This window comes from Pseudomonas guariconensis, assembly GCF_900102675.1.
Classification (GTDB): domain Bacteria; phylum Pseudomonadota; class Gammaproteobacteria; order Pseudomonadales; family Pseudomonadaceae; genus Aquipseudomonas; species Aquipseudomonas guariconensis.
Window position 1 is genome coordinate 89552 of record NZ_FMYX01000013.1, and the last position, 17127, is coordinate 106678.

Annotated in this window: 19 protein-coding genes; 6 read left to right on the forward strand and 13 right to left on the reverse strand. The window is 63.6% G+C overall.

The window, feature by feature from the left end; genetic code table 11:
* The first annotated feature begins 169 nt into the window (after nucleotides 1–169).
* Nucleotides 170–1054, forward strand: a complete 885-nt coding sequence (locus BLS27_RS19780; protein WP_090346486.1) for a pirin family protein — start codon at nucleotides 170–172, stop codon at nucleotides 1052–1054.
* A gap of 27 nt (nucleotides 1055–1081) precedes the next feature.
* On the opposite strand, the gene BLS27_RS19785 is transcribed toward BLS27_RS19780, so the two are convergent.
* A complete protein-coding gene (locus BLS27_RS19785; RefSeq protein WP_043211645.1) occupies nucleotides 1082–1309 on the reverse strand; it encodes a DUF6555 family protein in 228 nt (75 codons plus the stop codon).
* 334 nt (nucleotides 1310–1643) lie between these two features.
* Here BLS27_RS19785 and BLS27_RS19790 point away from each other — a divergent pair, with 334 nt between their 5' ends.
* Complete coding sequence (locus BLS27_RS19790; RefSeq protein ID WP_043211647.1) at nucleotides 1644–1907, forward strand: DUF1652 domain-containing protein; 264 nt, start codon at nucleotides 1644–1646, stop codon at nucleotides 1905–1907.
* An 18-nt stretch (nucleotides 1908–1925) separates the two neighbouring features.
* Here the strand turns inward: BLS27_RS19790 and BLS27_RS19795 are convergent, their stop codons facing one another.
* The 6 genes from BLS27_RS19795 to BLS27_RS19820 form a co-directional block, all read right to left on the reverse strand.
* Nucleotides 1926–2540 carry a Yip1 family protein gene (locus BLS27_RS19795; protein ID WP_043211649.1) on the reverse strand — a complete coding sequence of 205 codons (615 nt, stop codon included), beginning with the start codon at nucleotides 2538–2540 and terminating at the stop codon, nucleotides 1926–1928.
* Nucleotides 2541–2628: 88 nt separating this feature from the next.
* Complete coding sequence (locus BLS27_RS19800; protein ID WP_043211651.1) at nucleotides 2629–2916, reverse strand: hypothetical protein; 288 nt, start codon at nucleotides 2914–2916, stop codon at nucleotides 2629–2631.
* A 214-nt stretch (nucleotides 2917–3130) separates the two neighbouring features.
* Complete coding sequence (locus tag BLS27_RS19805; protein WP_043211670.1) at nucleotides 3131–3730, reverse strand: START domain-containing protein; 600 nt, start codon at nucleotides 3728–3730, stop codon at nucleotides 3131–3133.
* A 101-nt stretch (nucleotides 3731–3831) separates the two neighbouring features.
* Nucleotides 3832–4668 carry a bifunctional allantoicase/(S)-ureidoglycine aminohydrolase gene (locus BLS27_RS19810; protein ID WP_043211653.1) on the reverse strand — a complete coding sequence of 279 codons (837 nt, stop codon included), beginning with the start codon at nucleotides 4666–4668 and terminating at the stop codon, nucleotides 3832–3834.
* Nucleotides 4669–4802: 134 nt separating this feature from the next.
* Nucleotides 4803–6167: an LLM class flavin-dependent oxidoreductase gene (locus BLS27_RS19815; RefSeq protein ID WP_043211655.1), complete on the reverse strand. Its 1365-nt coding sequence runs from the start codon at nucleotides 6165–6167 to the stop codon at nucleotides 4803–4805.
* A 16-nt stretch (nucleotides 6168–6183) separates the two neighbouring features.
* Nucleotides 6184–7164, reverse strand: a complete 981-nt coding sequence (locus BLS27_RS19820) for an aliphatic sulfonate ABC transporter substrate-binding protein (protein WP_090346491.1) — start codon at nucleotides 7162–7164, stop codon at nucleotides 6184–6186.
* Nucleotides 7165–7370: 206 nt separating this feature from the next.
* Between BLS27_RS19820 and BLS27_RS19825 the strand changes: the two genes are divergently transcribed.
* Complete coding sequence (locus tag BLS27_RS19825) at nucleotides 7371–8282, forward strand: NHL repeat-containing protein (protein ID WP_090346494.1); 912 nt, start codon at nucleotides 7371–7373, stop codon at nucleotides 8280–8282.
* Here the strand turns inward: BLS27_RS19825 and BLS27_RS19830 are convergent, their stop codons facing one another.
* A complete protein-coding gene (locus BLS27_RS19830; RefSeq protein WP_090346496.1) occupies nucleotides 8283–9167 on the reverse strand; it encodes a DMT family transporter in 885 nt (294 codons plus the stop codon).
* 169 nt (nucleotides 9168–9336) lie between these two features.
* Nucleotides 9337–10011: a class I SAM-dependent methyltransferase gene (locus tag BLS27_RS19835; RefSeq protein WP_090346510.1), complete on the reverse strand. Its 675-nt coding sequence runs from the start codon at nucleotides 10009–10011 to the stop codon at nucleotides 9337–9339.
* Between the two features lie 114 nt (nucleotides 10012–10125).
* On the opposite strand from BLS27_RS19835, the gene BLS27_RS19840 reads away from it, so the two are divergent.
* Nucleotides 10126–11013 carry a LysR substrate-binding domain-containing protein gene (locus tag BLS27_RS19840; protein ID WP_043214218.1) on the forward strand — a complete coding sequence of 296 codons (888 nt, stop codon included), beginning with the start codon at nucleotides 10126–10128 and terminating at the stop codon, nucleotides 11011–11013.
* A gap of 18 nt (nucleotides 11014–11031) precedes the next feature.
* On the opposite strand, the gene BLS27_RS19845 is transcribed toward BLS27_RS19840, so the two are convergent.
* The gene (locus tag BLS27_RS19845) at nucleotides 11032–12249 is read right to left on the reverse strand and encodes an amidohydrolase family protein (RefSeq protein WP_043214220.1); all 1218 of its coding nucleotides are present in this window, start codon (nucleotides 12247–12249) and stop codon (nucleotides 11032–11034) included.
* 389 nt (nucleotides 12250–12638) lie between these two features.
* Here BLS27_RS19845 and BLS27_RS19850 point away from each other — a divergent pair, with 389 nt between their 5' ends.
* Entirely contained in the window at nucleotides 12639–13799 is a 1161-nt protein-coding gene (locus tag BLS27_RS19850) for an MFS transporter (protein WP_090346513.1), read from the forward strand.
* A 103-nt stretch (nucleotides 13800–13902) separates the two neighbouring features.
* Here the strand turns inward: BLS27_RS19850 and BLS27_RS19855 are convergent, their stop codons facing one another.
* Together BLS27_RS19855 and BLS27_RS19860 are read right to left on the reverse strand one after the other, a co-directional pair.
* On the reverse strand, nucleotides 13903–14232 hold the full coding sequence (locus tag BLS27_RS19855) for a hypothetical protein (RefSeq protein ID WP_043214223.1): 330 nt from the start codon (nucleotides 14230–14232) through the stop codon (nucleotides 13903–13905).
* A gap of 74 nt (nucleotides 14233–14306) precedes the next feature.
* Nucleotides 14307–15122, reverse strand: a complete 816-nt coding sequence (locus BLS27_RS19860) for a sulfite exporter TauE/SafE family protein (protein WP_090346516.1) — start codon at nucleotides 15120–15122, stop codon at nucleotides 14307–14309.
* Nucleotides 15123–15228: 106 nt separating this feature from the next.
* On the opposite strand from BLS27_RS19860, the gene BLS27_RS19865 reads away from it, so the two are divergent.
* The gene (locus BLS27_RS19865; RefSeq protein WP_090346593.1) at nucleotides 15229–15999 is read left to right on the forward strand and encodes an AraC family transcriptional regulator; all 771 of its coding nucleotides are present in this window, start codon (nucleotides 15229–15231) and stop codon (nucleotides 15997–15999) included.
* Between the two features lie 135 nt (nucleotides 16000–16134).
* On the opposite strand, the gene BLS27_RS19870 is transcribed toward BLS27_RS19865, so the two are convergent.
* Nucleotides 16135–16944, reverse strand: a complete 810-nt coding sequence (locus BLS27_RS19870; protein ID WP_043214227.1) for a gamma-glutamyl-gamma-aminobutyrate hydrolase family protein — start codon at nucleotides 16942–16944, stop codon at nucleotides 16135–16137.
* Between the last annotated feature and the right edge of the window lie 183 nt (nucleotides 16945–17127).

Genomic DNA, 17127 nt, shown 5'->3' on the forward strand with positions numbered 1-17127 from the left:
TGAGGTCGGCGGTGGCGTGTTGGCGGGTAAGCCCGCTCCGACAACGATGACCGCCAACCCGGTTGCAATTGTTCTGCTGTTGGGACGATCAGGGCCGTTTTTGCTATCTACCGAAGTATTATTCTCATAGGTAGTGTTATACCCAGCTATCTGAGAGAGGAGACTTCTCATGAAAAAGATTCTGGGTGTTCATCGTAGCCCTCACGGCCATTGGGTCGGGGATGGCTTTCCGGTTCGCAGTCTGTTCACCTATGACAATCTGGCCCGTCACATCAGCCCGTTCCTGCTGCTGGACTACGCCGGCCCGCACGACTTCACCCCGACCACCGCGCGCCGCGGTGTCGGCCAGCATCCGCATCGCGGCTTCGAGACGGTGACCATCGTCTACCAGGGCGAGCTGGAGCATCGCGACTCCACCGGCGCCGGTGGCCTGATCGGCCCCGGGGACGTGCAGTGGATGACCGCTGCCAACGGCATCCTGCACGAGGAGTTCCACTCGCCGGCTTTCGCCCGCACTGGCGGCACCCTGGAAATGGTGCAGCTGTGGGTGAACCTTCCTGCCCGGGACAAGCGCGCTGCAGCGGGCTACCAGACGCTGCTGGCCAGTGATATCCCGGTGGTGAAGCTGCTAGACGATGCCGGTACCCTGCGCGTGATTGCCGGTGACTATCAAGGCCACAAAGGCCCGGCTCGGACCTTCACGCCCATGGATGTCTGGGACCTGCGCCTTGCGGCCGGTGCCAGCCTGCAACTGCCCATCGCCCAAGGGCGCAACGCTGCGCTGGTGGTCTTGCGGGGCAATGTGCAGGTCAATGGCGAGCGTGAGACCGGGCCGGCCAGCCTGGTGCTGCTCGAGCGCGATGGTGAGCACGTACAGGTGCAGGCCTTGGAAGACGTGAGCCTGCTGCTGCTCAGCGGCGAACCAATCGATGAGCCTATCGTCGGCTATGGCCCGTTCGTGATGAACAGCCAAGCGGAGATCGCCGAGTCGTTCGACGACTTCCAGGCCGGGCGGTTCGGCCAGATGGCGGGGGAGCAGGGCCCCCAGCATTGAGTCGATGGGCCACAGCGCGGCAGCCGTTCAACCGGTCTGCCGCCACTGTACATCACTGATCCCGTAACGCTCGGCCACCGGCTTGCTGACTTTCTTGATCTTCTCGCGCCCGTAGCGTCCGATGCGGGCCACTCCCGCATCGCAACTGGCCCAGTGCCAGGCCTCGGCGTTGTCCATCCGCTCGGCGCGGATCACGAACGACTTGTGCTGCCCGTGCAGTTCGTAGTCGATCACGAAAAGTTTGGCGTCGATCATCGGTCCCCATCCCTTGCGCAGCCGCGCAGGCTGGCCACGTGCAAGACGTTCCGTGGCCTATCCGTGGGAAACTGTGACTTACTCAAAAGTTTGAAAGAATTCCCCCTTGCCCGACCAGCGGCACAGGCAAGACCGCTCGTCGTAAGCCTGCTTCATTGGATCGAACAGCCAGCGTCAAGCCGGGCTCTTCTTCTAAGGTGCTAGAGGATTCACCAGGCACTCATTGCTCCAGCAAATGAGTGACCGCTTGGACATGCGCAATATCAATTGGCACTGCGCCAATTCAGGGCGTACTCACACACAACAGGCCATCCAGTACAGAGAGGGTCGAACCATGTCGTTGATAGGAGTTTCGCTATTGGAAATGCGCCAGCTGATCGAGCAGGCCTGTCTGCCCGACCGCTGCGAGGTCAGTTGCCCGGACGGCGTCAGCCTGACCATTCGTCTGGGCAACGAACAGGGGCTTGACGATTGCCTGACCGTCACCGGCATTCCCCTGGACAGCCTCAATAGCTGTCGTGATGTCCATGAACTGGTGAACCAGTTGCGCAAGGATCAGCGCCTGGGTCATCCGCACGTGGCCAGGGCCATCGCCTGAAAGGCTCGGCAGACCCGGTCAGCCAAGGCTGGCCGGGCGCACATACTCAGGCATCAGGCCGTTGAACCAGAACAGGATCATCGACACCAGGATGGTCACCAGCAACAGCAGTCCCACACCCCAGACACAGGTTGCGAACAGAAGGGCCTGTTCCTTGCGAAGCCGCAGAAACGTCTGCAAGCCGCCATAGAGCAATACCGTGGCATAGGCCGAGGCTGCCAGCAGGGCCAGCACGGCCAGCCAGCGCATCGGCACCAGGCCCACCACGCCCGCGACGAACCAGGGCGTGGCGCAATAGGCGGCAAAGCCGATGCATTGGTTGAGGGTGGGTTGGGCGTCGAAACCTCGTGACATCCAGCGGATCATCACGCCCATCAACATGACGCCGACCACGGTCGTGGCGTACAGAAGGCCCGCCAACTGCGCAGCGCTGACCAGGCTCAGGCGTACGCGATCCTCCGCGGCCAGGCTCCAGCCGAACGTGGTGGTGCCGATGAACAGGCACACGGCCGGGATCAGCGCCAGTGCCAGCAGGCGTGGCAGGTATTGTTGCGGGTGGGCTTCCTCGGCACGGCGGATGTCCAGCCAGGCGGCACCCGGTTGAGTGAAGAGCTTGAGCAAGGGGCTGTTCATGGCAATCTCCTCGAGGGCAAGCGTGTCCTCTTTTTATGGAGAAGCCCCAGCGCCCAGGGTTCAGGTTATCTGTCGCCCGTTGATCGCTTCACTGCAGCTCAAGCACCAGGTTCATGCCGCCATCGCCGCATTTGGCATGGTCACGCACCACGCCGTGATAGCTGCGTCCGTCCCAGACGAACGCCACGCTGTGGGCGCGGTCGAGTTTTTCCGGCAGCGGTGGGTCGATGTGCAGGCGCAGCGCCGGGCAGCCTTGCAAGTTGAGCGCGGCTAGCTGGACCTGGCATTCCACGCGATGAGCCACCGGGCCGAACAGCGTATCGCGGACGAAGTCCAGCTCCAGGCTGGCGCAGGGAGCGCGGTAGTGGGCCTTCATGGCTGACACAGCGGACGTAGGGACATGACGGGCTCCTGGGAGGATCGCGGAGGTATCTATCATTCGAAACCTCTCCCGGGGTGTTGTTCAAATTATTTCTATTTCATCGAGCGTTTATTTTTGCGCTGTCAGGACGGGACCTGGTTCGGCGGTGAACCCGCTCCCTCAGGGGTTAGGGTGATCCTTGCGGGAGCGGGGTTACCCGCGAATGCTCTTAGGGCTGACGCTCGGCCACGGCCTTCAATGTGCGCAAGGTGACCAGCGGCGCATCCACCACGAACTGATTGGCCAGCCATCCCGGCACGTCGCCCGCCGGGTCGGCCTGCAGTTGATAGCTCACTTCGGTTTCCTTTTCCCCCAGCGGGCGCATGGTCCATTCCCCGCGCAGTCGGCGTACGCGGATCAACCCTGGCGCTGCGGGCACCCTACCAGGTTCGGCGCTCAGGTAGCGCATCAGGGTCCCATCGTTCAGGCGCTCGGTGCGCACGCGCAGCACGATGTCCCTGGGGTGGGCCGGCCAGGGCAGGTCGGTGACCAAGTAGACCCAGGTACTGTCGCCCTCGACTTCCAGCAAGCGCATCTCAGCGCAGGCATATAGCCATTTGCAGGCCACCCGCAGGTTCTCCTGCAGGTCAGTGAGGGTACGCACGCTTGCCTTGATGCGGGTCACGCCGCGAAACGCCTGGTAGGGCGAGCCTTCCACAGCGCTCAGATAAACGTCGACGCCATCCTCCTGATGCGCCAGGCGCCAGTCGGCCGCCACCAGCAAGGGGGCTGGCAACAGGAGCAGCAGGGCGAGCAACAGACGATACACCAGGGGCATGGACGCAGGTCCGCAAGCAGTGGGGTGCAAAAAGTATGGACACAAACGACAAGCCCGCCATGAAGGCGGGCTTGTGAGACATCAGCCTGGACTCAACGCTGTGGGTTGAGCGTCAGGTGCACGTGGCGGTTGACGTCCTTGTACAGCAGGTAGCTGAACGGGCCAGGGCCGCCGGCATAGCAGGCTTGCGGGCAGAAGGCACGCAGCCACATGAAGTCACCGGCTTCGACTTCGACCCAGTCCTGGTTCAGGCGATACACCGCCTTGCCTTCCAGCACGTACAGGCCGTGTTCCATGACGTGGGTTTCAGCGAACGGAATCACGCCGCCTGGCTGGAAGGTCACGATGTTGACGTGCATGTCGTGGCGCATGTCGGCCATGTCGACGAAGCGGGTGGTGACCCAGCGGCCTTCGGTGCCCGGCATTTCGATGACGGTGGCGTCCTTGCGGTGGGTGACGAAGGATTCCGGAACAGCCAGGCCTTCGACCTTCTGGTAGTGCTTGCGCAGCCAGTGGAAGGTGACGTTGGACTTGCTGTTGTTGCGCAGGCTCCAGTCGGCGCCCGGGGCCAGGAAGGCGTAGCCGCCAGGGACCAGGGTGTGGTGCTTGCCTTCGACGGTGATGTCGATCTCGCCTTCGACCACGAACAGGACCGCTTCGGCGTTCGGGTCCAGCTCAGGACGCTCGCTGCCGCCTTCCGGGGCAACTTCGACGATGTACTGGGAGAAGGTTTCGGCGAAGCCGGTCAGCGGGCGGGCGATGACCCACATGCGCATCTTGTCCCAGAACGGCAGGTGGCTGGTGACGATGTCACGCATCACGCCCTTGGGGATGACGGCATAGGCTTCGGTGAACATGGCACGGTCAGTCAGCAGCTCGGTTTGGCCTGGGTGCCCACCGTGAGGGGCGAAGTACGAATGATTCGACATGGAGAGTCTCGACTTGTTGTTCTTTCCCCGTGCCGTTGAACCGCACCGGCCGGTGCGCCGCAGGGGATGCACGGACAGGATATGAGCCTTTCCGTGGCATCCACAAATTAAATGTTGAAATGTCCGGTATTTATTCAGTGAATGTCGACCAGGCGCCCGGCATGGGCTTCTGGCAGACGATCGCCCTGGCCGAACAGCTTGTGGCGCAGGGTTCCCTTTTCATAGGCCAAGGGATAGCGACCGCGGCGTTGCAGCTCGGGTATCAAGAGCTCGACCACATTGGCCAGATCGTCCGGTTGCACCGCGTAGGTGAGGTTGAAACCGTCGATGCCGGTCTGGTCGAGCCAGGTTTCCAGCTGGTCGGCGACTTCTTGCGCCGAGCCCACCAGCACCGGTCCCCGACCGCCCAGCCCCACGAACTGCGCCGCCTCGCGTACTGTCCAGCGCCGGTCGGGGTCCGCGGCGGTGAAGGCGGCCAGGGCCGCGCGGCCGGCGTCGTTCTCCACATATTCGATGGGCGCGTCGGGCTCCAGGCCTGCGAAGTCTATGCCGGTCCAGCCCGACAGCAGGGCCAGGGCCGCCTCCAGATCGACATGGCGGCGGTAGTCGGCAAAGCGTGCCTGGGCTTGTTCGTGCGTCTGGCCGACGATCAGCAGGGCCTGGGCATAGATGAGCACTTCATCGCGGCCACGCCCGGCGACCTCGCTGGCCTGGCGGATGCCGTCGGCATAGCGGCGCAACACGGTGGGTGTCGGGCCACTGATGAATACGCATTCGGCATGCCGCGCGGCGAACTGCTGGCCGCGCGCCGACGCTCCGGCCTGGAACAGCACCGGGGTACGTTGGGGCGAGGGCTGGCACAGGTGCATGCCAGGCACCTGGAAGTGCTCGCCAGCGTGGCCGATGGGGTGTACGCGCGACGGGTCGATGTAGCGGCCGGTCTCGCGCTCGAGCACCACGGCATCGTCGTCCCAGCTCTTTTCCCAGAGCTTGTAGAGCACCTCGAGGTATTCCTCGGCCAGGTCGTAGCGCTGGTCATGACCCAGTTGCCGGGCCAGGCCCAGGTTGCGTGCGGCGCTGTCCAGGTAACCGGTGACGATGTTCCAGCCGACTCGGCCGTTGCTCAGGTGATCGAGCGTCGACATGCGTCGGGCGAAGGGGTAGGGGTGTTCGTAGGTCAGCGAGAAGGTCACGCCGAAGCCCAGGTGTTCGGTCACCCCGGCCATGGCTGGCACCAGCAGCAAGGGGTCGTTGACCGGGACCTGCACGCCGCCACGCAGGGCTGCGTCCGGCCCGCCTTGGTAGACATCGTAGATGCCCAGCACATCGGCAATGAACAGGGCATCGAACAATCCGCGTTCGAGCAGGCGAGCCAGGTCCGTCCAGTATTCAAGGCGGTTGAAATCCACGCTGGTGTTGCGCGGATGACGCCAGAGGCCCGGTGACTGGTGGCTGGCGGCGTTCATGCTGAAGGCGTTGAAGCGAATCGGGCGCGGCATGCGGAGCTCCTTGGCGTCAGGGCAGGACGGAAGCCGGGTAGACCGCGTCGGCCACCTGTAGCTTGCGCGGAATCAGGCCCAGGCTCTGGAAGGTGTCGGCCAGCTTCTGCTGCTCGGCGACAATCTGTGGGGTAATGGCCACGGCGTTGTAGTTGCGCCGTTCACTGGCCACCTCCAGTACGTCGGCACCGATGCCCAACTGCGGCGCCAGCAGGTTGGCGACCTCGGCAGGCTTGGCATTGGCCCACTGGCTGACCTTGGCCAGTTCGTTGAAGAAGGTCTTGAGCAGGTCGCGATGCTGGTCGGCGAAGGCGGCCGTGGAGAGGTAGAACGTCCGGTTGTTGGAAAGCCCGCTGCCATCACGCAGGTTTTTCAGGCCCGGTTGCCGTTCGGCTGCGGCCAGGAACGGGTCCCACAGGGTGACAGCCTGCACGCTGCCCGACTGCAGGGCGGCCACGGCGTCGGCGGCGTTGTTGACGTAGGCGGGGGTGATGTCCTTGTAGCTCAGGCCTGCCTGCTCCAAGGCCACGGCCAGCAGGTACTGGGCGTTCCAGCCACGGCCGGTGGCCACGCGCTTGCCCTTGAGGTCTTCGACACGGGCAATGTGGTCTTGCTCGCGCACCACCAGCCCGATGCCGCGGGGGTAGGGTTGTTCGGCTGCCAGGTACACCACCGGTTTGCCGGCCGCCTGGGCGAACACCGACGGTGCGTCGGCAGCGTGGCCCAGGTCGATGGCGCCTGTACTCAGGGCTTCGAGCAACTGTGGCCCGGCGGCGAATTCGTGCCAGGTGACTTTCACGCCTTGCGGCGCCAGCGCTTTTTCCAGGGCGCCGCTGCCTTTGAGGATGTTGATGCTGTTGAACTTCTGGTAGCCGATGCGCAAGGTCTTGGCGTCTTCAGCCAAGGCGCTGGACCAAGGCAGCAAGGCACTGGCGACACTGGCCAGCAGGCCGCCAAGCAGCAGGCGGCGAAGGGGAGAGAAGGCACGGGCGGGCACGGGAAGATCTCCTGGAAAGGCTTGGGTGGGGTGTTCTCCAGCCTAAGGAGGCGCGCGAGGGCTTTCAATTTTTTAATTCCATTTAGTTAGAATGTTTTGTTCTTTATATATCGTTTTGTTTTTCATAGACGGCCGGCCGCGTAGGGCTGACAACATTTTTTTCACATCCTCTTGCTAGGATTTCGCCTCTTCCAAGGAGACGATCAATGGCACGAGCCCTACGCGTACGCGCTGTGAAAGTGTTGCTGGCCGGCACCGCCGGCGTGCTTGCCAGCGCGCTGGGGTTCTTTGCCTGGCAGAGTTTTTACCCCGTCCAGGCCGCCGATGGCTGGGGTGTTCAGGTACTTCACCGCTCGGTGGACAAGGCCGCGTCGCTGCTGCCCCAGGCCGACGGCAGTCTGTTGGTGAGCCGCGAGCTGGACGATGGCCGTGGCAGCATCCTGAAGATCACCGCCGAAGGCGATCGGGTCGTCATGATCGAGGGCTTGTCCAAGCCTGATGGCATGGTGGCTGCACAAGGCGGTTGGGTGTTCAGCCAGGAGGGCGGCAGAGCACCGGTCAGCCTTGCTCGGGATGGCCAGGTGACCCATCTGTTCGATGGCGAAAGCGTGCAGGGTTTGTGGAACGACGGCGATTACCTCTATGCCATCGAAGACCGCAAAGGCAATGGCCGCTTGATGCGCTACGACTGGCACAGCGGTCAGCTCGACATCCTGCGTTCAGGCCTGACCGAAACCGAGGGCCTGACCCGCTGCAGCGATGGCCGCCTGCTTTACACCGAAAAGGGCGCCGGGCAAATCCGTGCGCTGAGCGAGGATGGCCAGGACCCGGTGGTGGCCAGCGGCCTGCGCAACCCCACCTTCCTGCTCTGCGACCAGCGTGGCCTATGGATCAGCGAAGATTCCACCCACCGCGCACGGTTGTTGCGCATCGACGCCCAGGGGCAGCGTCACACGGTGCTGACCTTCCTCAAGGCGCCCCAGGCCATCGTTCCCGACGGCAAGGGTGGCTACCTGCTCGCCGAAGGCGGGCGAGACCGGGTGCTGCGCCTGACGCCACCGATCGATACCAACACCGCCCAGGCGCAGGATGTGGCACCGGACGTGCCAGGGGCCTGATCAGCTGGGCAGGCGCTTGCCGCGCCCCGGCAGCAAGCCGAGCACCAGCATGCAGCCCAGCAGGATCACCCCACCGCCCACGATCTGCAGAAGGCTCAGGGCTTCGCCGAGGAACAGCGCGCCGATCAGCACGGCCACCAAGGTCACCACGAACTCCACGCTGATGGTACGGGTGGCACCGATGCGCGCGACCAGGCCGAAGTACAGCACGTAAGTAGTGGCGCTCATCACCGCGCCGCTGATGGCCAGCAGCAGCCAGTCGCTGGCCTGGGGCACGGTGGGTACAGGCACCACCCACAACAAGGGCAATGTCAACAGGCCGCCAGCGAGAAAGGCGCCGCCGGTGACCGTCCACGGGTCCTGGCCGCGCAGGCGCAGGCTCGCATAGTTGCTGCCGAACGCAGCGCACAGACAGCCAAAGACCGAAGCGATGCAGCCGTGGATGAAGTCTTCGGTCACGGCCTGCGCCGGGAACCCCACCAGCATGACGATGCCAAGTACGCCCAACAGCAGGCCAGCCAGGCCCTGGGGGGTGATTTTCTCGAGGCCCCAGACGCGACCGATGATCATCGAGAACAGCGGAATGGTCGCCACCAGAATCGCCGACATGGCGGTGCCGATTCGCGGTGTAGCGTAGGAAAGACCGATCAGTTGCCCGGCCACCGTGGTGGCGCCCACGACTAGCAGCGGCTTGAGCAAGGGACGCAGACGCAGCGCCCGCCCCAGCAGCGTCGCCAGTACGGCCAGCGTGCCGCCGGCGATCAGCGAGCGCAGGCTGACCGCGCCGACCCAACCGAAGGCATGCACGACCTTGAGCACCACCAGAAAGGACAGCCCCCAGGTGATGGCCAGGAACGAATAGGCGGCAAGGTCGCGCGGTTGCATGGGGCAGGGTCCGTCCGGGAGAGGAAGGCAGGCTAGCGGGTGGGCGCGAAGGGGAGCAAGGGGGCGGGGTGTGGTTGGCGCGTCTGGTGTGAATCCTGTCGCAACCAAGCGGATGTTCAGGGATCCAGTTGGGGGCGGGACAGGCCCAGGTTTACTCGCGAAAAGGGCACTACAAGACTTGGCGTTGGGCAACCAGCAACAGCGACTGCGGTACCGGGCTTTGCGGGTGCTGCGGCTCCTGCAGGCTAACCAGGCGCAACCCGGCCATGTCCAGAGCATTCAACCAACTGGCGAGGGTGCGGAAGTACCAAGGCATCGGGGCCCACTGCCCGGCAAATCCGGCGAACGTTTCTTCGCGCCATCCATCCTGGTAATCGCCATTGGCCATCGTCCAGGGATGCAGGGTCTGGATCACCATTGCGCCGCCTGGGGCGAGCAGGGCGCGCATGGCGTCGAGCAGCGGAATGATGTCCTGATGCAGCAAGGCGAAGTTGGCGCACACCAGGTCGTACTCCTGGCCGACGTCCACCTGCCTTTGCGCCAACTGCTCGTAGGTCGCCTGGTATACACGGCTCGCCCCGGCAGCCTGCGCGGCCTGAACCAGCGTCTCGTCACCATCCACGCCCGTCACCTCGATCCCGCGCTCGGCCAAGGCGCGCAACAACCAGCCCTCGCCACAGCCCAGGTCCAGCACGCGCTCAGGCTGGCGGCCCAGCACTGCGAGCAGGATGGCCTGGTCGGTGACTTGCCGCCGACTTTCGATGGCACCGCTGCGCACGGCGGCTATCCAGGCTTGGGCGTTGTGCTGCCAGCTTTGCAGCAGCGAGGCGTCAGGTGTGGGCATCGGGCGTGTCCGCTGAGGGGTCAAGCACAAGGATAGGCCGGATCGCGCCACCCAAGGCGCAGGGCTTCTGGCATGATGCTCGGACTGCGTGTATTCGAAAGATGAATCTTGCCTATGACAGACAGTGCGAAACCCAATAGATCGATCTATGACCTGGATCTGCTACGGGCCGTGGTGATGGTGGCCGATTGCGGCAGTTTCACCACAGCCGCTGCCAGGCTTCACTCTACCCAGTCGACAGTCAGCCAGAAGGTGCGGCGGTTGGAGGAAATGGTCGGGCATCAGTTGCTCGATCGCAGCAACCGGGAAGTGCATCCGACCGATGCCGGCGAGATGCTGTTGGGTTATGCGCGGCATTTGCTGGCCGTGAGCAACCAGCTGAGCGAGGCGCTATCCGGCGGCGTGACGGTGACCGTGCGCATCGGCTTGCCGGACGATTTTGTCGCCGGCAAGACGATGGCGTCGCTGGCGGCGTTCAATCGCAAGCATCCCAAAGTGAAGCTCGAGATCACCGGCGGCCTGAGCCGAGACCTGATGGGCAGCTACGACCGTGGCGAGCTGGACCTGGTGCTGGTCAAGCAACGCCGTCACAGCCGTGAGGCCAATGCCTGCCAGCCGGAACGCATCGAATGGATCGACAGCGCGCAGTACCCGTGCTTTGCCCAGGACCCGATCCCCTTGGTGACCTTCCCGCCGCGGGGCCTGTATCGAGACGACATGATCAGTGCGGTCGAGGCCATGGGGCGTAGCTGGCGCATCGGGTTTACCAGCTCGAGCCTGGCCGGTATCCAGGCGGCGGTGGCCAATGGGCTGGGGGTCAGTCTGCTGCCGTCCCGGGTGGTCACGCCTGGGCATCGGGTCTTGGGCGCCGAGGAGGGTTTCAAGCCGATCAAGGTGTTCGAGGCGGCGATCTTCTACCGGCCCACGGCCGACCCGATGGTCAAGGCGCTGGCGGACATCCTGATCGGCATCCTGCGTGACGAAGCACCTGAACCGGCCTGATTCCGTCCAGGGGCCGACTCAGCGGCGCATCTCACGACTGAACTGAGCAGCCTTGAGCTGCAAGATGGCGGGCCCGCCCCAGAACGCCCCATGGCGCACGATCAATCGCTCGTGCAGCGCCGCCGCCACCGCTGCCGCCGCGTTCGGTGCCTTGAACAACAAGAAGCTCGCCTCGTTGCCCACCTTCAGGCCGTAGTCGGTCTTGCCCATCACGGCGGCGCTGGCCTCGGTGGCCATGTCCAGCGCAACCCGCAACTCCTCGTCGGTATTGAACCCAGAGCGATAGCTGACCAGCATCGCGCGCTGCAGCATGTCGCCGTTGCCATAGGGCCACCAGGCATCCTGGATGTTGTCGTTGCCGGTGAACACCCGCACCCCCCCTGCACGCAGGCGCAAGACCGGCGGAAAGGCATGCTCGCCAGGCGCATTGGTCATGATCGAGACACCTGCGTGGGCCAGTACCTGCGCGGTTCGGTCAACCACCTGCTCGGACACATCTCCCAACCCATACGCATGGCTGACCGCAACCAGGCCCTGCATGCCCAGGGCGCGGGTGCGTGCAGCGATGCGTTCGAGCTGGGCAATGCAAATCTCGCCGGGTTCATGGAGGTGGATATCGGCCTTCACCCCATGGCGCTCCGCGATGCCGAAGATTATGTCCAGCTGTGCTTCGGCATCGCCGTCCAGCGTCGTCGGGTCGATGCCGCCGACCACTTGCACACCCTCACGCACGGCAGCTTCCAGGATTTCGGCGGTACCGGGGCAGGACACCACGCCCGCCTGGGGAAAGGCCACCAGTTCGATGTCGATCAGGTCCTTCCAGTTATCCCGTGCTTGGAGAATGGCGTTCAGATGGCTCAGCCCAGTCGTGGCATCCACGTCCACGTGGCAGCGCATGGCGAGCGTGCCATAGGTGGCGGCCTGGCGGATCAGGGCATCGGCGCGGTCGAGGATTGGTGGGGCGCTGGCCAGTTCGCGTTTTTCCACCGCCAGGCGCTCGCGCAGGGTGGCGACGTTCTGGTGCGGTCGCCAGCGGTCGCCAACGAAGCTCTTGTCCAGGTGGATGTGGCCATCGACGAAGCCGGGCAGGGCCAGCAGGCCTTCCAGGTCGATGGTCTCGGCTGCGGCGACGGCGGCGCGCTGTGGACCGATGTGGGTGATACGTCCGTTCTTCACGGCGATGTTCAGGGGCAGGCCATCTGCGTCGATGGCGTTGATGAACTCACGGTCGTTCATGGCTGGCCTTTTATCATCGGGGCCGGTTCGACGAAGCGCACGGTGGCGGGCGATGGCCCCTGGGTTGGATGTAGCGACACACGGTAGGGAATCTCCAGGGGCCTCACAAATTAAATATCGGCATCGATTGCAGTGCGTTTCTGGATACAGGCAAGCGGTATCGGCGTGCATTAAAAAGCCCACTGGAGTCGATTCCGATATTTAACTTTCAAAGGCCTCAAGCAAGGCCCAGGATTGCATCCCAGAGCGGTCAAGCCACCGCTCACCTGGGTCTGCGGGGCGTCTATCGCGGCGTATTGGGCCCAGTCACCCAAACAATAAAAACAAACGCTGTGGGCAGGGTCACCTGATCTAGCAGGTGATGCTGTGCAGCGTGTCAGGGTCCATTCATGATCAAAGACTCCAAGCTACTACGTGCTTCCCTCATCTTCATCGCCTGCACTTCATTCATCGTCTGCGGTGTACAACCAATCTTCATGGGGTTGGTCACCGAACAACTGAACTTGTCGCTCGATCAACAGGGCTGGGTCGTCTCGGTGGAGATGATCGGCATGACCCTGGGCACATTGCTGTGCCCGATCGTGATGAAACGCCAGGGTGGGCGCAGCCTCTGTCTGTGGGTGGGGTTGCTGTGCGTGGCGCTGAGCATGGCCACCGCCTTTGCGCCGAGCAACGGCACGCTGCTGCTGGTACGCCTGGCGGCGGGCACGTGCGCCGGGTTGATCTATGCCTATGCGGTGTCCACGTTGGGTCGTTTGCCCAACCAGGACCGCTCGTTCGGCCTGATGCTGTTGCTGCAGACGCCTGAGTACTCGTTGTTTTCCGCCGCCTTGCCCCTGCTTGCGGCCCAGAGCGGCACGGTGACGGCGCTGTGTTCCTTTGGCCTGTGGTACCTGCTGATTTGCGGCGCGAGCCTTGCGCTGCCACGCAAGCCCGCGGCGCTGATCGGTAGCGGCGAGGGGACGTGCGCCCAAGGCGGTTCGTCGCGCATGGGGCGCAGCGCGCTGGTGGGCATGCTGTTCATGCAGATCGCCATCTATTGCGTGTGGGGCTTCATCGACCAATTGGCGCGTGATCAGGGCATCGACGGTGTCGATATCGGCTGGGCGTTTGGCCTTTCTGCGATCGGCGGCTTGCCGGGGGCGGGGCTGCCTAGCCTGTTGGGCGCGCGGGTCAACCGGCAACTGATGATCGCCGTGGGCCTGGTGGCGATCTTCGTGTCGATCGCCATGCTGACGGGACACACCCGCACCCCGATGCAGTTATTCGTGGCGCTGCTGTTGATTAACTTCGGCTGGGTATTGTCGTTGTCGTACTACATGGCGTTGATCACTACCAATGACCCGACCGGAAAACTCACGCCCCTGGTGAGCATCACCCTGATGGGCGCGGCGGCGGTGACCCCAGCCCTGATCGCCTTGCTGGTGGAGGGATCGAATCAGCAGTTGATCTTCCTGTTGGGCACCAGCGCGCTGGTGATCGCGTTTGCGGTGACGTGCCTGGGTGGCCGCTCGAAGAGGGCTGGGGAGCGGTTGTCGGCTTCAGCTTGAGCCGCTCCCACAGGGACTGCGCCTCGATCTCAAGTCTGCTCAGTCCCTATATATGTAAACAAAAACGTTAAATTATTCGCATAACCTGCTGATATATAACGTATTAACGTTTTGCGATCGCATGCTGTACGCATTGCTCGTAGTACGTCTGCCTGATCGCCGCGGGCTTGAGCCGGGACTGGCTGTTGTAGGTCTGCTCGGTGATGCCGAAGGCGGTCATGCGCATCCAGGGCTTGGGGAATTTGCGCGTCTGCAACTTCTTACGCGTGGCATACAGCGTGACGCCGGAAAGCTTGGCCTGCTGCGCATCGGCGGCGATTTGCGAACCCCAGTGGCATACCTGACGATCGTTCTGGTTCAGGGCCTTGGCTTGAGCTGCGAAGGCGGCCGTGGCCATCACACAGCCGGCGATCGTTGCTAGAAATACCCGCATGATGCTGTCCTAAGCTTATGAAGGAAAAGGGAGTTTGCCTTCACTTCGCAGGGCTGGGGGCCAGCAATTTGCCGTCAGCTGCGCACCAGGAGCATCGTCAGCAACACGCCGCCCAGCAATAGCAGGTAGGCGCGGGCATGGAGCGTATCGTTGATGCGTCCGACCAACGGTGCAGCCAGTGCCATCCCCAGCCAGGCGCCCGCCACCAAGGCTGTCGCGGCATACAGATTGACCAGGCCCAGATAGCCCACCCCCAGCGTCAGTTGCGCCTGAGGCAACAGGGCGTAGGTCAGCGTGGCCACCAATGCCATGGGCAACGACAGCGGATTGGCCATGGCCGTGGCGGTCAGCATGCTCGCGCCGCGTCGGCGCATCAACGGTACGGTCATGACGCTGCCACCAACACCCAACAACGCCGCCACCGCACCAATCGGCACGCCGATCAGGGTCGAGTGCCCTGGGCCCAACGGGGGACGCTGCGAGCGGGTCTTCGCGACGAAGCCTGGGCGAAACCAGCCATCGAGCAGGCTTGCCAGCACGTAGGCGACGAACAGCCAGCGCAGCCAGTCGCTGTCCAGCCAGAGCGCGGCGATGGCGCCGAGCAGGGCGCCAAGACCGATGCCCGGCACCAGCAGGCGCACCAGTGCCCAGTCCAGGCTCCCGGCGCGATGATGACGCCAGCTGGCCAGGGCACTGCTGACGATCATCACCGCGGCGGAAGTGGCTACGGCGATCTGCATCGCATGCTGACTGACCACGGAGCCCGCCTCATGACTGGCCAGCAGCAGCGCATAGAGCAAGGGCACCGCGAAGAACCCGCCGCCAAAGCCGAACAACAACGTGGTGACGCCTGCGCACAGGCCGAACGCGACGAGCAACGCGTAGAACATGCAACGCCCTCCAGAGCGGATTGAAGGCTGCACGATAATGGGCCTCGGTCTGGCCGGCTTGCGCGCGTTGGCCAATAATCGTTGTTTTTCGGCCAAGGCGATCGGCATGCGCAACATTCCTTTGCACACCATGGACGCAACGCCCCGCCCCGTGCTTGCCATCGGCACTGACTACCCGCCTGGCACGCTGCTGGCGGCGCACAGCCATCGACGGGCGCAGTTTCTCTACGGTATGAGCGGTTTGATGGATGTGCTGACCGATGACGGCGCCTGGGTAGTTCCGCCCTACAACGGCGTCTGGATACCGCCCGGTAAGCGCCATCAGGTGCGTATGCGGGGTGTCAGCACACGCAGCCTCTACATCGAACCCGAAGCGGTGCCCAGGCCGGGTGAGCAATGCGAGGCCTTGCTGGTCAGCCCCTTGCTCCACGAACTGCTGCTGGCCAGTGCCGATGTCCCGGCGTTGTACGACACCCAGGGGCGCGATGGCTTGCTGGTCGCCTTGATGCTTGCTGAACTGAGCCGTGCCCGGCCATTGCCACTGTTTGCGCCGATTCCGCAGGAGCCACGCGTTGCGCAGTTGTGCCTGGCGTTTCTGGCTCAACCGGATATCCGCGTCACGCCACTGGATTGGGCGCATCGGCTCAATTGGAGCCTTCGTACCTTCACCCGGCGCTTTCGAACGCTCACGGGGTTGTCGTTCGTCCAGTGGCGACAGCAGGCATGCCTGATGGCGGCGGTGACGCGTCTGGCGGCGGGGGAGTCGGTGACACGGGTGGCGCTGGATTTGGGCTACGAGAGCCCGAGTGCGTTTTCCAGCATGTATAGACGGATGATGGGGGAGGCACCGTCGGCACTACGGCACACGGCGGTGTGAGGCAAAAAACGATCGCGGAGACAGGCACAAGCCAGCCGCCCGCTTCCACGGGAAGTGTTCTGGGACCAGCAGAGGGTGACCGGGGAAGCGGGGGCGACATTGCGCCGCCCCGCGATCAAAACTAACGAAGAAGAATCAGGCAGCCTGGTTGCGCTTGCCCTGGGATTTGCGCACCTGGGTGCGGCAGGCGTCGCCGAAGGCTTCGAAGATCTTGATCGAGTCAGGGTTCTTCGCGGCTTGCCATTCCGGGTGCCACTGCACGGCGAACAGGAACGGCGAGATGCTCGGGGCGTGGATCGCTTCGACCAGGCCGTCTTCAGCGTGGGCGATCGGCTCGATGCCTTTGCCCAGCTTGTTCAGGCCTTGACCATGCAGGGAGTTGACGCGGATCTCGTCGGTGCCGAGCTTCTCGCGCAGCCAGCTGCCTGGTTGGACCTTGACGCTGTGCACGGCCTGGTACTGGACCTCGACCGGATCTTCCGGATTCTCCCGGTGATCGTTGAAGCCTGGCTCGGCGTAGACCTTCTGGTAGATGTCACCGCCCAGGGCCACGTTGATTTCCTGCATCCCACGGCAGATACCGAAGATCGGCAGGCCACGGGCGATGGCCATTTTCACCAAAGGAATGTCGAACAGGTCGCGATCTTTGTCCTGGGCCTTGCCCGGGGTCTGGTTTTCCTGGCCGTAGAGGGCCGGGTCGATGTTGCTGCCCGCGCCGGTCAGGTAGACGCCGTCGGCCATGTCCAGGTAGGTCTCAAGGTCTTCGACGCCACAGCAGGTGGGCACGAGGACCGGGACGCAACCGGCGAATTCGACCAGCGGAGTGATGTATTTGTGGGTCATGACCTGATAGTCATGGCCTTTGCGCTCTTGGCTGCCCATGGTCATCAGGACGACGGGTTTGCGCAGGGAGGGTTGCTTGTTGCCAATGTTGCTGTTGGACATATGTCACCTTGGGACAGGTTCATCCTGTCGTTGTTGTGCAGGCGCACGGGCTCGGCCTTGAGTACGTCCTGAAACCCCGAGCACTGCCGGCTCGCCTAGCAGGCGATTCCGGTCGGGGCTTGTTCATAGCTTGCCAGAGCCGTTCGATATGTCAAACGAGTGGCGAGGGGTGAAGGCGCCGTT

Coding starts and splice junctions, on each gene's coding strand:
- BLS27_RS19815 (WP_043211655.1), bottom strand. CDS start 6,167: ATGCCGCGCCCGATTCGCTTCAACGCCTTCAGCATGAACGCCGCCAGC.
- BLS27_RS19835 (WP_090346510.1), bottom strand. CDS start 10,011: ATGCCCACACCTGACGCCTCGCTGCTGCAAAGCTGGCAGCACAACGCC.
- BLS27_RS19860 (WP_090346516.1), bottom strand. CDS start 15,122: ATGTTCTACGCGTTGCTCGTCGCGTTCGGCCTGTGCGCAGGCGTCACC.
- BLS27_RS19800 (WP_043211651.1), bottom strand. CDS start 2,916: ATGAAGGCCCACTACCGCGCTCCCTGCGCCAGCCTGGAGCTGGACTTC.
- BLS27_RS19855 (WP_043214223.1), bottom strand. CDS start 14,232: ATGCGGGTATTTCTAGCAACGATCGCCGGCTGTGTGATGGCCACGGCC.
- BLS27_RS19780 (WP_090346486.1), top strand. CDS start 170: ATGAAAAAGATTCTGGGTGTTCATCGTAGCCCTCACGGCCATTGGGTC.
- BLS27_RS19795 (WP_043211649.1), bottom strand. CDS start 2,540: ATGAACAGCCCCTTGCTCAAGCTCTTCACTCAACCGGGTGCCGCCTGG.
- BLS27_RS19785 (WP_043211645.1), bottom strand. CDS start 1,309: ATGATCGACGCCAAACTTTTCGTGATCGACTACGAACTGCACGGGCAG.
- BLS27_RS19825 (WP_090346494.1), top strand. CDS start 7,371: ATGGCACGAGCCCTACGCGTACGCGCTGTGAAAGTGTTGCTGGCCGGC.
- BLS27_RS19870 (WP_043214227.1), bottom strand. CDS start 16,944: ATGTCCAACAGCAACATTGGCAACAAGCAACCCTCCCTGCGCAAACCC.
- BLS27_RS19830 (WP_090346496.1), bottom strand. CDS start 9,167: ATGCAACCGCGCGACCTTGCCGCCTATTCGTTCCTGGCCATCACCTGG.
- BLS27_RS19790 (WP_043211647.1), top strand. CDS start 1,644: ATGTCGTTGATAGGAGTTTCGCTATTGGAAATGCGCCAGCTGATCGAG.
- BLS27_RS19845 (WP_043214220.1), bottom strand. CDS start 12,249: ATGAACGACCGTGAGTTCATCAACGCCATCGACGCAGATGGCCTGCCC.
- BLS27_RS19850 (WP_090346513.1), top strand. CDS start 12,639: ATGATCAAAGACTCCAAGCTACTACGTGCTTCCCTCATCTTCATCGCC.
- BLS27_RS19865 (WP_090346593.1), top strand. CDS start 15,229: ATGCGCAACATTCCTTTGCACACCATGGACGCAACGCCCCGCCCCGTG.
- BLS27_RS19840 (WP_043214218.1), top strand. CDS start 10,126: ATGACAGACAGTGCGAAACCCAATAGATCGATCTATGACCTGGATCTG.
- BLS27_RS19810 (WP_043211653.1), bottom strand. CDS start 4,668: ATGTCGAATCATTCGTACTTCGCCCCTCACGGTGGGCACCCAGGCCAA.